This is a genomic window from Mesorhizobium sp. LNJC391B00 (assembly GCF_000502535.1).
Classification (GTDB): Bacteria; Pseudomonadota; Alphaproteobacteria; order Rhizobiales; family Rhizobiaceae; genus Mesorhizobium.
In genome coordinates, this window is the sequence record NZ_AYWI01000002.1 from 258,448 (window position 1) to 271,045 (window position 12,598).

General features: G+C 62.4%; 14 protein-coding genes. 11 read left to right on the forward strand and 3 right to left on the reverse strand.

The genetic code is table 11. The features are described from left to right. Positions 1–9 precede the first annotated feature (9 nt). Entirely contained in the window at positions 10–1,584 is a 1,575-nt protein-coding gene (locus X750_RS158705) for a trimethylamine methyltransferase family protein (protein WP_023670403.1), read from the reverse strand. A 259-nt stretch (positions 1,585–1,843) separates the two neighbouring features. Here X750_RS158705 and X750_RS158700 point away from each other — a divergent pair, with 259 nt between their 5' ends. After that, positions 1,844–2,542: a B12-binding domain-containing protein gene (locus X750_RS158700; protein ID WP_023688118.1), complete on the forward strand. Its 699-nt coding sequence runs from the start codon at positions 1,844–1,846 to the stop codon at positions 2,540–2,542. An 88-nt stretch (positions 2,543–2,630) separates the two neighbouring features. On the opposite strand, the gene X750_RS24585 is transcribed toward X750_RS158700, so the two are convergent. After that, positions 2,631–2,771, reverse strand: a complete 141-nt coding sequence (locus X750_RS24585; protein ID WP_023746827.1) for an entericidin A/B family lipoprotein — start codon at positions 2,769–2,771, stop codon at positions 2,631–2,633. Between the two features lie 65 nt (positions 2,772–2,836). Between X750_RS24585 and X750_RS158695 the strand changes: the two genes are divergently transcribed. After that, on the forward strand, positions 2,837–3,478 hold the full coding sequence (locus X750_RS158695) for a DUF1638 domain-containing protein (RefSeq protein ID WP_023733763.1): 642 nt from the start codon (positions 2,837–2,839) through the stop codon (positions 3,476–3,478). A 15-nt stretch (positions 3,479–3,493) separates the two neighbouring features. On the opposite strand, the gene X750_RS0132315 is transcribed toward X750_RS158695, so the two are convergent. Beyond that, positions 3,494–4,132: a hypothetical protein gene (locus X750_RS0132315; protein ID WP_023733764.1), complete on the reverse strand. Its 639-nt coding sequence runs from the start codon at positions 4,130–4,132 to the stop codon at positions 3,494–3,496. Between the two features lie 11 nt (positions 4,133–4,143). Between X750_RS0132315 and X750_RS158690 the strand changes: the two genes are divergently transcribed. The 9 genes from X750_RS158690 (at position 4,144) to X750_RS158655 (ending at position 12,519) form a co-directional block, all read left to right on the forward strand. Continuing rightward, positions 4,144–4,719 (forward strand): DUF4893 domain-containing protein, encoded by a 576-nt coding sequence (locus X750_RS158690; RefSeq protein WP_023670399.1) that lies wholly within the window; start codon positions 4,144–4,146, stop codon positions 4,717–4,719. A gap of 110 nt (positions 4,720–4,829) precedes the next feature. Then, positions 4,830–5,612: a formyl transferase gene (locus X750_RS158685; RefSeq protein ID WP_023746829.1), complete on the forward strand. Its 783-nt coding sequence runs from the start codon at positions 4,830–4,832 to the stop codon at positions 5,610–5,612. 188 nt (positions 5,613–5,800) lie between these two features. After that, the gene (locus X750_RS158680; RefSeq protein ID WP_023670397.1) at positions 5,801–6,103 is read left to right on the forward strand and encodes a virulence factor; all 303 of its coding nucleotides are present in this window, start codon (positions 5,801–5,803) and stop codon (positions 6,101–6,103) included. Further along, complete coding sequence (locus tag X750_RS158675; protein ID WP_023688112.1) at positions 6,096–6,719, forward strand: methylenetetrahydrofolate reductase C-terminal domain-containing protein; 624 nt, start codon at positions 6,096–6,098, stop codon at positions 6,717–6,719. The genes X750_RS158680 and X750_RS158675 overlap by 8 nt, the downstream gene beginning before the upstream one ends. Then, positions 6,716–7,807 (forward strand): methylenetetrahydrofolate reductase, encoded by a 1,092-nt coding sequence (locus tag X750_RS158670; protein ID WP_023744709.1) that lies wholly within the window; start codon positions 6,716–6,718, stop codon positions 7,805–7,807. Before X750_RS158675 ends, X750_RS158670 begins: the two co-directional genes overlap by 4 nt. Positions 7,808–7,887: 80 nt before the next feature. Beyond that, entirely contained in the window at positions 7,888–8,868 is a 981-nt protein-coding gene (locus X750_RS158665) for a methyltetrahydrofolate cobalamin methyltransferase (protein WP_023688111.1), read from the forward strand. Next, positions 8,819–10,948, forward strand: coding sequence for an ASKHA domain-containing protein (locus tag X750_RS158660; RefSeq protein WP_032904359.1), 2,130 nt, complete (start codon positions 8,819–8,821; stop codon positions 10,946–10,948). Before X750_RS158665 ends, X750_RS158660 begins: the two co-directional genes overlap by 50 nt. 186 nt (positions 10,949–11,134) lie before the next feature. Beyond that, entirely contained in the window at positions 11,135–11,302 is a 168-nt protein-coding gene (locus tag X750_RS1000000166325; protein ID WP_196813564.1) for a hypothetical protein, read from the forward strand. Between the two features lie 251 nt (positions 11,303–11,553). Further along, the gene (locus X750_RS158655; protein ID WP_023688109.1) at positions 11,554–12,519 is read left to right on the forward strand and encodes an alpha/beta hydrolase; all 966 of its coding nucleotides are present in this window, start codon (positions 11,554–11,556) and stop codon (positions 12,517–12,519) included. Positions 12,520–12,598: the final 79 nt, after the last annotated feature.

Genomic DNA, 12,598 nt, shown 5'->3' on the forward strand with positions numbered 1-12,598 from the left:
GGGCTCCTTTCAGGTGAAGGCGTCAGCCATCGACGCCTTCTTCGTCGCGATGTAGTCCTTCAGCCCGTCGTCGATGCCCGGATCGAGATACGGCGCCTCGTAGGTCTCCAGCCAGCGGCGGGCGAGTTCGTTGGCGCGCTGCGGCGCTGTTTTCTCCCCCTCGGCCAGCCACTGCTCGTAGGAATTGTTGTCGGCGATGCTGGAGCGATAGAAGGCGGTCTGGAAATTCGCCTGCGTGTGGTCGCAGCCGAGATAGTGGCTGCCCGGGCCGACCTGGCGGATGGCGTCCATCGCCTGGCCGTTTTCCGAGAGGTCGACGCCTTCGGAAAACTTTTGCGTCATGCCGAGCTGGTCGATGTCCATCATGAATTTTTCGTAGCAGGAGGCCAGTCCGCCCTCGAGCCAGCCGGCCGAATGCAGGACGAAATTGGTGCCGGCAAGAATGGTCGAGTTGAGCGTGTTGGCGCTCTCATAGGCGGCCTGCGCGTCCGGAACCTTGGAGGCGCAGAGCGAGCCGCCGGTGCGGAACGGCAGACCGAGCCGGCGGGCAAGCTGTGCGGCGCCGTAGGAAACCAGCGACGGCTCCGGTGTGCCGAAGGTCGGCGCACCAGACTGCATGGAGATCGACGAGGCGAAGGTGCCGAACAGCACCGGCGCGCCGGGACGGATCAACTGCGTGAAAGAGGCGCCGGCCAGCACCTCTGCCAGAACCTGCGTCAGCGTGCCGGCCACCGTGACCGGGCTCATCGCGCCGGCAAGGATGAACGGCGTGACGATGCAAGCCTGGTTGTGACGCGAATAAACCTTCAGCGCGCCCAGCATGGTTTCGTCGAACACCATCGGCGAATTGGCGTTGATCAGGCTGGTCAGCACGGTGTTGTTTTCGACGAAATCGTCGCCGAACACGATCTTGGCCATGGCGACGGTGTCTTCGGCCCGCTCTGGCGCCGTCACCGAACCCATGAACGGTTTGTCCGAATATTTGATGTGGCTGTAGATCATGTCGAGATGGCGTTTGTTGACCGGCACGTCGACCGGCTCGCAAACCGTGCCGCCCGAATGGTGAATCGACGGCGCCATATAGGCGAGCTTCACGAAATTCCGGAAATCCTCGATCGTCGCGTAGCGCCTGACACCGTCGAGATCGCGCACGAAGGGCGGACCATAGACCGGCGCGAAGACCGTGGCGTTGCCGCCGATCTGCACCGAACGTTCGGCGTTGCGCGCATGCTGGGTGTAGATGGGCGGCGCGGTCTTCAGCAGCGAGCGGCAGAGGCCCTTGGGAAAATGCACGCGCTCGCCCTTGACGTCGGCGCCCGCCTCTTTCCAAAGCTGCAGCGCCTCGGCGTCGTCGCGAAAGATGATGCCGATCTCTTCCAGCACCGTATCGGTGTTGTTTTCGATAATCGCCAGGCCTTCCTCGTTGAGGACCTCATAGATGTTGATCTTGCGCTTGATATAGGTGAGCTGGGTGCCCGGTCCGCCGCCCGAGCGCGCCGCCCGCCTTGCAGCCGCGCCGCCGCTGGCAGCACGTCCACGTCGCGCATTGGACGCTTCCTGGTCGACTGACGCGTTTTCACTCATGATCGTTTTTCCCTAAAAACCGTTTGCGGCCGCGTAGGCGGCTTCTCGCCCGGATCGTAGCCATGCACCCTATTCGAAACGGCCCGCCAGCGCCAACGCCTGTCGCAAAATCGACAAGAATTCCAATAGATTTGCGGTCGCTTTCCTTTTGCGGGAAGTCGCAAATCAGCTATGGATACCTGCCCCCGCCGGGTTAGGTATTGACGCGATTATTTTAAGCCGCCGTGATCGCATCCGCGCGGCAAGGAGCCCGAGAAAAATGGCCGACGACGAGATCATCCTCTCCGAGCTTTCCGACGACGAGTTGGTGCAGCAGATGCACGACGATCTCTATGACGGACTGAAGGAAGAGATCGAGGAAGGCACCAACATCCTGCTCGAGCGCGGCTGGGTGCCCTACAAGGTGCTGACCGAAGCTCTGGTCGAAGGCATGCGCATCGTCGGCGAGGACTTTCGCGACGGCATCCTGTTCGTTCCCGAGGTGCTGCTGTCGGCCAACGCGATGAAAGCCGGCATGTTCATCCTGCGCCCGCTGCTGGCCGCCACCGGCGCGCCGAAGCAGGGCAAGATGGTGATCGGCACCGTCAAGGGCGACATCCACGACATCGGCAAGAACCTCGTCGGCATGATGATGGAAGGTGCCGGCTTCGACGTCATCGATCTCGGCATCAACAATGCGGTGGAAAAATACCTCGACGCCATCGAGCAGCACCAGCCCGACATTATCGGCATGTCGGCGCTTTTGACCACGACCATGCCTTACATGAAGGTCGTCATCGACACGATGAAGGAAAAGGGCATCCGCGACGACTATGTCGTCCTGGTCGGCGGCGCGCCGCTAAACGAGGAATTCGGCAAGGCCGTCGGCGCCGATGCCTATTGCCGCGACGCGGCTGTGGCGGTCGAGACCGCCAAGGACTTCATGAAGCGCAAGCATAACGTGCGCGCTTCAGCCTGATCTGTTACGCAAGGCGTCTGGGCCACAATCGAAAGCCGCGCCTTGCAGCGCGGCTTTTTTGTTCCAGCTATTGGAACGGATGGCTGCGTCAGGGTTTGGTGACGGTGTCGTCGACGGCTTTCGCAGTCGATTTGATATCCCGGCCGACACCACGGACGGTGTTGGCACAGGCCGTAAGCGCCAGGATGCAGGCAAGGATTGCAATCGGCGCAAGGCGTAACAGTTTCATGGACGGTTTATCCCTCTCTCGATAGATTCGCCCCACAGCAACGAAGGCCGCTTCGACCGGGTTCCATGGCCAGAATGCAAAAAACGAAACCGAATCAGGACGACAGGCTGCTAGTCATCGCCTGCGGAATGATTGCGCGCGAAGTTTTGGCCGTCAAGGAGCAGCTCAAGCTCGACCATCTCGACCTGACCTGCCTGCCGGCGGAGTTCCATTTCTACCCCGACCGCATCGCACCGGCGATGGACAAGGCGATCGAAAAGGCCAAGGCGGAAGGCTATAGCAACATCTTCGTTGGCTATGCCGATTGCGGTACCGGCGGCATGCTCGACCGGGTCCTGGAGAAGCACGGCGTCGAGCGCATGGCCGGGCCGCACTGCTTTGCCTTCTACCAGGGCATGGACGCCTATGCGAAGGTCGCCGACGACGACATGATGTCGTTCTACATGACCGATTTCCTGTGCCGCCAGTTCGACGCCTTCTTCATGAAGCCGCTCGGCCTCGACAAGCACCCGGAGCTGATCAAGGACTATTTCGGCAACTACCAGAAGCTGATCTACATCGCCCAGACCGACGATCCGGAACTCGACAAGGTCGCCGAGAAGGCCGCGAAGATGCTTGGCCTCGCCTATGAGCGCCGCTCGACCGGCTATGGCGACCTGACGGCTGAATTGGCGCGGGTGGCGGCACATCCAGAAGAATTGCGTTAGGCGCCCGACTTCGGATTATTTGCTCTCCGGTTGCGGATCCGACACGAAATCGACAACGCGGCCGTTGTCTAACCGGATCGGCCCTCTTGCAGTTGGATCCTTGCGCAAAGCCTCTGCAAGCAGAGCGTCGACTGTGTCGAGATTGACCTGCAGAATTGTGCGGTCGCCCAGTTCCCAGTACTCGCCTTCATCGAAGACGTCGAACTTGTCGAAAAAAGGAGCAACTTTGCGAAGCAACTCGATGATCTCGATATGCGCCTCCGACCCCGCAAACTGGGTCTTGCAATATTGCTGCATGAAGAGGTCCCTGTCGAACTCGAACCTTAGGCGATCCGACTTGGGATGCGGCTGGCATTCTATCCCCAAGACCGGGCCGATATAGTCAACGCTGCGTTCGTCGATGACCCGGTTGAGAACCATTTCGGCCTCGTCTATCGGCCGAAATCGCCAGTCTCGAGCGATGGCAAGCGCTTCAACTTCCTGCAACAGCGCAACATATTGTTCCTCTCCGCGCAGTTGTCCCTCAAAATGGATTGTAACCCCCACGCGCACCTCCCGCGGAACATACCGCTGTTTAAGCACGGATGACAGGCCGCCGCGAATGGGTAAGTGTGCACTGGAAGATAGAATCGGCTGCTCCAGCCGCGCCAACATGGATACCACCGATGACCCCTCGCGTCCTGCTCGCCGCCCTTGGCCTCCTCTGCCTCGTCTTGCCCGCTCGCGCCGACGGCGAGGTGCAGAAGATCATCACGCCTGCCGACAAGGTTCGCCTCGACAAATATGGCGAGACCCGCAAGGCGGCGCTGGCCGAGGCAAAAGCGGGAGACCCGGCTGAGGTCAGCCAACTCGACGCGCTGCTGGCAAAGCCGATAGTGGCCTTTTCCGACAAGGACCTGAGCGGCAACTGGCAATGCCGAACCATCAAGGTGGGCCTGACCGGCCCGCTGGTCATCTATGGCTGGTTCAAGTGCAAGGTCACGGACGATGGCTCCGGCTGGCAGCTGGAAAAGGTCAGCGGCTCGCAACGCACCAAGGGCCGTTTCTTCGACGATAGCGAAAAACGCGCGATCTATCTCGGCTCCGGCTATGTCAATGACAACAAGCCAAAACCCTATGGCAGCGGCCCGGAAAGCGACCAGGTCGGCTATGCCTTCCGCACCAGCGCCAATGAATGGCGCATCGAATTCCCGGCGCCCTACTACGAATCGAAACTTGACATCATCGAGTTCAAGCGCTGATCCGTTGGTCTCTCGCTGGCCCGGCGCTCATCAAGATTTAACCTCGCCCGGCACAGAATTGAGCCGGGCGGCGCACGGCAAATGGTTGCGCGCCGGCAAGAAAGCGCGCCATGGCATCAGCGGTTGAAAAAAGTGCTGCGATCGTCATCGTCACCGAAGGCGGGCCGCACATCTGGGCCATCGTCAACGCCATCGCCGACCAGTTCGGTCCTGTCAGCGTCATCCTCGAAAGCCCTGAATCCAAAAAACAATTGCTGCTCGGCCGGGCGCGCCGCCAGGGGTTGTTTTCGGCCATCGGCCAGCTTGGCACGATGGTGCTGACCAGGCTCGGCAAACGCTTCTTCGCCGGGCACGCGGAGCGGCTGATCGCAGCGCAAAAACTGCAGACAGAGCCGAGGCCGGGACAAAAGATCATCCACGTCTCCTCCGCCGACGGGCCCGATTGCCTGCAGGCGGTCGCCGACATCCGCCCGGGCGTGGTGCTGCTCGCCGGCTGCCGGATTTTGTCCCGGCAGACGCTGGCGCAAATGCCCTGCCCGGTGCTCAACTACCACGCCGGCATCGCGCCCAAATACCGCGGCATGAATGGCGGCTACTGGGCGCTGGCCTCCGGCGATCTCCAGAATTTCGGCACCACCGTGCATCTGGTCGACGCCGGCGTCGACACCGGCGGCGTGTTGAAACAGGCGCGCGGCAAGCCGGAGCCCGGCGACATCATTTCGAGCTATGCGTTGCGCCAGGCGGCGTTCTCGCGCGACATCTGCGTCGAGGCGGTCCGCGACGCCTTGGACGGAAAGTTGGCCACGATCGACCCCGGCCTGCCGTCGAAACAATGGTACCATCCGACGATCTGGTTCTATCTCTGGACCGGCCTGACCAAGCGGGTTTGGTAGCCAGCCTTCCCTCGGAATCTCGCCTTTCTTTTTGCGACGTCCAATAGCGTCGCTTTTGAATGCGCGCGCGTCGTCCCATAACAAGCAGCCCCACTGCGCATCCGGCAATGCTCGCACCTGCTGGACAAAGTGGTGGAGCGTCGTTTCCCTCGTGGACGCACGGCGCTCTACAGGGAGTGAGAGAATTCATGGCCGATCTGATCGTCGTCTATTGGCGCGACATCCCCGCCCAGGTCATCGTCAAGAAGGGCCGGCAGAACGCCAAGCGCGAACTGCCGCTGCGCTTCACCGAGGCGATCGATATGTGCGCCATGCGCACCGGCGCCGGCGGCACCGACGATTACCTCGCCGAATGGCGCAAGGCCGATCCGATCCCGGTCGGCGACGACCTCGAAGCCGAGGTCGAGAAGGCATTCAGCGACATCGACGCGAAATACGACCGCGAGCGGCTGGTCGCTCTGGTCAAGGCAGGCGGGAAAGAAAATGTCTGAAACCACTCCTGCCAAAGAGGGGCCAAGGGTTACCCAGCCGGTTACCCAGGCCACTCAGGTCAAGAAAGCAGCGCCGAAATCGGACTACAAGCCGGCCGACGTATCGCCGCAGCGGCGCGTGCAGCGCTCGTTTGCGATCAGGCTGTGGTCGATCCGCCACTCGCGATTGCTCGAATGGTTCTACTCCAGGTTCGCCGACATGTTCCTGCTTCTTCATCCGCTTTGGAAAGGCCTCGGCTATGGGCGCGTCGAGGCGCCGATCAAGTTTGTCGAAAGGCGCGTCAAGGGCTTCATGTTCGACTGCCGCATGTGCGGCCAGTGCATCCTGTCCTCGACCGGCATGTCGTGCCCGATGAACTGCCCCAAACAGCTGCGCAACGGCCCGTGTGGCGGCGTGCGCGCCAACGGCAATTGCGAGGTCGAGCCCGACATGCCTTGCGTCTGGGTCAAGGCCTGGGAAGGTTCGCGGAACATGGAGCATGGCGACAGGATCCTGACCGTTCAGAAGCCCGTAGACCAGTCGCTGCGCGAAACCTCGGCCTGGCTGCGGGTGACGGCGCAGTCGGCAGCGGCCCGTGAAGCCGCTGCCAAAGCCAACACTGGAGCGGCCGCGTGATCGGCCGCCAGCGCGACGAAAACCCGGCCGGCATCCATCTGCCGCTCGATCCCCTGCCCGGCCACTCCTCACGTGGCCGACTGGAGCGTGTGCTGCGGCGCGGCGAATTCGCGGTCACCACCGAGCTCAACCCGCCCGACAGCGCCGATCCCGAAGACGTCTATAACCGCGCGAAAATCTTCGACGGCTGGGTCGACGCCATCAATGCCGTCGATGCCTCCGGCGCCAACTGCCACATGTCGTCGGTCGGCATTTGCGCGCTGCTCACCCGCATGGGCTACGCGCCGATCATGCAGATCGCCTGCCGCGACAGGAACCGCATCGCCATCCAGGGCGACGTGCTGGGCGGTGCCGCCATGGGGGTCGCCAACATGCTGTGCCTCACCGGCGACGGCGTCCAGGCCGGCGACCAGCCCGGCGCCAAGCCTGTCTTCGACCTCGATTCCATGTCGTTGCTGGAAACCTGCCGCATCATGCGCGACAACGGCAAGTTCCTGTCCGGCCGCAAGTTGACGACGCCGCCGCAAATTTTCCTCGGCGCCGCCGTCAACCCCTTCGCGCCACCCTTCGATTTCCGCCCGATCCATCTCGGCAAAAAGATCGCCGCCGGCGCGCAGTTCGTGCAGACGCAGTATTGCTTCGACGTGCCGATGTTCAGAACCTTCATGCAGAGGGCGCGGGACTTGGGGCATACGGAAAAAGTTTTCATCCTGTGCGGCGTCGGCCCGCTGGCTTCGGCCAAGACGGCCAAATGGATCCGCTCCAACGTGCCGGGCATTCATATTCCCGATACCATCATCAAGCGGCTGGAAGGCGCGCAGGACCAGAAGAAGGAAGGCAAGCAGCTCTGCACCGACATCATCAACGAGGTGAAGGAAATTCCTGGTGTCTCCGGCATCCATGTGATGGCCTACCGCCAGGAGGAATATGTCGCCGAGATCGTCGATGAATCGGGTGTGCTGAAAGGCCGCCAGCCATGGAAACGTGAGATCCGCCACGACGATCAGATGGTCGCCGACCGGCTCGAGAGCATACTGCACGACGACATTACCGAAACGCAGGTGGATATGGTGAAGACCGCGCACTGACAGCGCGGACGGCCAGCCATTCGCTTGAATGAAACCAGACAACGATATAAAGAAATCTTTATATCAGGCGGAGAAACTTCATGACCCGGACCATCGTCGCCTCGGCGACACGAGAGATCATCATCGGCTTCGACCAGCCTTTCTGCGTCATCGGCGAGCGCATCAACCCAACCGGCCGCAAGAAGCTGGCCGCCGAGATGATCGCCGGCAATTTCGAGACCGTCATCAAGGATGCGCTGGAACAGGCCGCCTGCGGCGCCACCATGCTCGACGTCAATGCCGGCGTCACCTCCGTTAATCCGAACGAAACCGAACCCGGCCTGCTCGTGCAGACGCTGGAGATCGTCCAGGGCCTGGTCGACCTGCCGCTGTCGATCGACTCGTCGGTGACCGCCGCCATCGAGGCAGCGCTCAAGGTCGCCAAGGGCCGGCCGCTGGTCAACTCCGTGACTGGCGAAGAGGAAAAGCTCGAAGCCATCCTGCCGCTGGTCAAGAAGTACAACGTTCCAGTCGTCGCCATCTCCAACGACGAGACCGGCATTTCGATGGATCCGGATGTGCGCTTCGCCGTCGCCAAGAAGATCGTGCAGCGCTGCGCCGATTTCGGCATTCCGGCGCATGACGTCGTCGTTGACCCGCTGGTGATGCCGATCGGCGCGCTCGGCGATGCCGGCCGCCAGGTCTTCGCGCTGTTGCGCCGCCTGCGTGAAGAGCTCAAGGTCAACACCACCTGCGGCCTGTCCAACATCTCGTTCGGCCTGCCGCACCGCCACGGCATCAACGCCGCCTTCATCCCGATGGTGATCGGCGCCGGCATGACCTCGGCGATCATGAACCCGGTGCGCCCGCAGGAAATGGAAGCCGTGCGCGGCGCCAATGTGCTCAACGGCACCGACGAGAACTGCACCAACTGGATCAGGACCTACAAGGACTACAAGCCGGCCGAAGGCGGTCAGGCGGTCGCAGCGCCCACCGCGGTTAACGCTCCGGGCGAAGGCGGCGGCAATGGCAATGGCGGTCGCCGTCGCGGCGGCCGTGAAGCCCGCATGGCCAGGGGATAAGCGCGCAATCGTGAACTCGCCTGCAAACATTACTGATCCGCTCGTGCTGTTCATGCCGTCAGGCAAGCGCGGGCGGTTTCCCGTCGGCACACCGGTGCTCGATGCCGCGCGTCAGCTCGGCGTCTATGTCGAGAGCGTCTGCGGTGGCCGCGCCACCTGCGGTCGCTGCCAGATCGAAGTGCAGGAAGGCAATTTCGCCAAGCACAAGATCGTCTCGTCCAACGACCACATCTCGCCCAAGGGCGCCAAGGAAGAGCGCTATGAGCGCGTCCGCGGCCTGCCCGAGCGGCGCCGCCTGTCCTGCTCGGCGCAGATTCTCGGCGACCTCGTCATCGACGTGCCGCAGGACACGGTTATCAACGCCCAGACCATCCGCAAGGATGCCGACACGCGCGTCATCGCCCGCGATGCGGCGATCCGCATGTGCTATGTCGAGATCGAAGAGCCCGACATGCACAAGCCGCTGGGCGATCTCGACCGCCTCAAGATCGCCTTGATGAAGGATTGGGGCTTTAAAAACCTCGAATTCGACTTCTACCTGATGCCGCAGATGCAAGGCATACTGCGCAAGGGTAACTGGACCGCGACCGCGGCCATCCACAAGGATGCCGAAAGCGACATCGCCCGCGTCATAGCACTCTGGCCCGGCCTCAAGAACGAGGCCTATGGACTGGCCTGCGACATCGGCTCGACCACCATCGCCATGCATCTGGTGTCGTTGCTGTCGGGCCGCGTCGCCGCTTCGTCGGGCACCTCCAACCCGCAGATCCGCTTCGGCGAGGATCTGATGAGCCGCGTCTCCTATGTGATGATGAACCCGGACGGCCGCGAAGGCATGACGGTCGCCGTGCGCGAGGCGATCTCGGGCCTGGTCGACAAGGTCTGCGCGGAAGGCAATGTCCAGCGCAACGACATCCTGGATTCCGTCTTTGTCGGCAATCCGATCATGCACCATCTGTTCCTCGGCATCGATCCGACCGAACTCGGCGGCGCGCCCTTCGCGCTCGCCGTCTCGGGCGCGGTGCGCATCAAGGCCTCCGATATCGGCCTGAAGCTCAACCAGGGCGCCCGCCTCTATATGCTGCCCTGTATTGCCGGCCATGTCGGCGCCGATGCGGCGGCGGTGACGCTGTCGGAAGGCCCGCACCGCCAGGACGAGATGATGCTGATCGTCGACGTCGGCACCAATGCCGAGATCGTGCTTGGCAACCGCAAGCGGGTGGTCGCAGCCTCCTCGCCTACCGGCCCGGCCTTCGAGGGCGCCGAAATCTCCGGCGGCCAACGTGCCGCCCCCGGCGCAATCGAGCGCGTGCGCATCGACCCCGATACGCTCGAGCCGAAATACCGCGTCATCGGCTCTGAACTCTGGTCCGACGATCCCGGCTTCCTCGATAGCGTGCAGGCGACCGGCGTCACCGGCATCTGCGGCTCCGGCATCATCGAGATCGTGGCCGAAATGTACCTCGCCGGCATCATCTCCGAGGATGGCGTCATCGACGGGTCGCTGGCCGAGCGGTCGCCGCGCGTCACGGTCAACGGCCGCACCTTCTCTTATGTCTTGAAGGAAGGCGAACCCAAGATCACCATCACGCAGACCGACGTGCGCGCCATCCAGCTTGCCAAGGCGGCGCTCTATGCCGGCACCAAGCTTCTGATGGAAAAGCAGAACACCGAACACGTCGACCGCATCCATTTCGCCGGCGCCTTCGGCTCGTTCATCGATCCGAAATACGCCATGGTGCTCGGCCTGATCCCGGACTGCGACCTCGACAAGGTCTCGGCCGTCGGCAACGCCGCCGGCGCCGGTGCGCGGATGGCGCTGCTCAACCGCGGCTATCGCCGCGAGATCGAGGACACGGTCAGCCACATCGAGAAGATTGAGACCGCACTGGAGCCGAAATTCCAGGAGCATTTCGTCTACGCCATGGCGCTTCCCAACAAGGTCGATCCGTTCCCGAAACTGTCGGCGGCGGTGAAATTGCCGCCACGCAAGACCGTCAGCGAGGATGGCGTCGCCGGCGACGCCGCCCCGCGCCGGCGTTCGCGCGAAGGCCATGCCGCCAGGCGCAGCCGGGAATAAGCCGCCTTACGAAGGCCGCCAATTCGCCCAACTTCATTTGTATGCAAATGTTTCCAGATCGCACCGATCTGGAAACCGAAACGCTGTTTTGGCGCAATCCGTCCGATACAGACGTGAAGCATTTAACGGACATCGAATGGCGGACCGGACTATTCCGCCGCCACAACGCTCCAAAGGAGAATAGAGATGTTCGAGACCCTGGGCCGTTTTCGTGCGGCCATGAAGAATGCACAGGCCGTGCGCGCCATGAACAACCTGCCACCCGAAATCCAGAAGGACATCGGCTGGCCCGTGTCGCCGCGCATCGACGCCCAGACCAACCTGTCGCGTCTGATCCTGGGCTCGGGCCGCTGATGACCTTCGCCGACAAGTGCAAATTGCTGACCAAGCGCCGGGGCCGCCGCATGGTCCCGGCTGCGACCGACGTCAAGCTGCGCGCCGCGCTGCTGCCCCGGCGCTGAGCCGCGCTGCGCAAAACAGCGGACCTGGCTGATCAAACAACCGTGTTGGCTTGGGCCAGAATCTTGACATTTCGGCTGGAGGTACGATCTTCGAGACAGTGGGGGAATTCTCTTAGTCGGCTGCGGCCGAGCTTGTGTACGCGAATGCCCAGTTTCAAAAGCCACCTCGTTTCCTTCATCCTCCGGCACAGCCGCAAGAAGGCATTTGCCAGCCCGGAAAACCTGCAGCGCTGGATCGCCTATGCCCGCAAGACCGAGGATCATCATCCCCCGGCATTGCTGCGGGAGCAGCTCGATATCACCGAGCGCAGCGTCGATGGCTTCCCTGTCTATGAAATCGCGCCGAAGGCCGGCGAACGCAGGCGCATCCTCTACATGCATGGCGGCGCCTATGTCTTCCAGATCACATCCTATCATTGGGGGTTGATCGCCGAGGTGGCCGAGCGCTTGGGTTTCGGCATCACCGTGCCGATCTATCCCATCGCGCCGGAGCATGATTTCCACGCCATGTTCGGCATGGTCGGCGACGTCTACCGGCAGATGCTGGATGAGACCGACGCTGAAGACATCGTCTTCATGGGCGATTCCGCGGGCGGCAACATGGCCGTCGTGCTGACCATGATGGCGGCTGAGGAAGGCCTGCCCTTGCCGTCGCGCCACGTGCTGATTTCACCCGGCCTCGACATGTCGCTGTCCAACCCCGAAGTGTTCGAGGCGGAACGCAACGATCCGTGGCTCGGCATTTCCGGCGGGCTGGAAGCGATCCGCATGTACAGTGCCGGCATCGATCGCAGGGACTGGCATATCAGTCCGCTCTATGGCGACCTCTCGGTGCTGCCGCAGACCCTGCTTCTGACCGGCTCGCACGACCTGCTCAGCCCCGACAATCTGATCTTCGCCAAAAAGGCACGCGCTGCCGGCGTCGATATCGACGTCGTCTATGAGGAAGGCATGTTCCACGTCTGGCCGCTGATCGAGATGCCGGAGGCGCGTCGCGCCAGGGACAGCATCGTCGCCTTCCTTGAAGGTGAGCCCACCAAGCGGCGCGCAACTGCGCGGCGCACGGCGCGACCCGCTCTCGCGGCGCGCCCCGCCCAAGCAGCGGAATAGCAGAGCAATTCCAGGAAAAGTGTAAAACGGTTTTCCCGGGAAAGCGTGTAGCGCTTTCCCTTGGGAATTGAGTCAAAAC

Excerpts from the sequence above, each read along its gene's own strand:
- X750_RS158705 (WP_023670403.1), bottom strand. The coding sequence starts at position 1,584 with ATGAGTGAAAACGCGTCAGTCGACCAGGAAGCGTCCAATGCGCGACGT.
- X750_RS158700 (WP_023688118.1), top strand. The coding sequence starts at position 1,844 with ATGGCCGACGACGAGATCATCCTCTCCGAGCTTTCCGACGACGAGTTG.
- X750_RS24585 (WP_023746827.1), bottom strand. The coding sequence starts at position 2,771 with ATGAAACTGTTACGCCTTGCGCCGATTGCAATCCTTGCCTGCATCCTG.
- X750_RS158695 (WP_023733763.1), top strand. The coding sequence starts at position 2,837 with ATGGCCAGAATGCAAAAAACGAAACCGAATCAGGACGACAGGCTGCTA.
- X750_RS0132315 (WP_023733764.1), bottom strand. The coding sequence starts at position 4,132 with ATGTTGGCGCGGCTGGAGCAGCCGATTCTATCTTCCAGTGCACACTTA.
- X750_RS158690 (WP_023670399.1), top strand. The coding sequence starts at position 4,144 with ATGACCCCTCGCGTCCTGCTCGCCGCCCTTGGCCTCCTCTGCCTCGTC.
- X750_RS158685 (WP_023746829.1), top strand. The coding sequence starts at position 4,830 with ATGGCATCAGCGGTTGAAAAAAGTGCTGCGATCGTCATCGTCACCGAA.
- X750_RS158680 (WP_023670397.1), top strand. The coding sequence starts at position 5,801 with ATGGCCGATCTGATCGTCGTCTATTGGCGCGACATCCCCGCCCAGGTC.
- X750_RS158675 (WP_023688112.1), top strand. The coding sequence starts at position 6,096 with ATGTCTGAAACCACTCCTGCCAAAGAGGGGCCAAGGGTTACCCAGCCG.
- X750_RS158665 (WP_023688111.1), top strand. The coding sequence starts at position 7,888 with ATGACCCGGACCATCGTCGCCTCGGCGACACGAGAGATCATCATCGGC.
- X750_RS158660 (WP_032904359.1), top strand. The coding sequence starts at position 8,819 with ATGGCGGTCGCCGTCGCGGCGGCCGTGAAGCCCGCATGGCCAGGGGAT.
- X750_RS1000000166325 (WP_196813564.1), top strand. The coding sequence starts at position 11,135 with ATGTTCGAGACCCTGGGCCGTTTTCGTGCGGCCATGAAGAATGCACAG.
- X750_RS158655 (WP_023688109.1), top strand. The coding sequence starts at position 11,554 with ATGCCCAGTTTCAAAAGCCACCTCGTTTCCTTCATCCTCCGGCACAGC.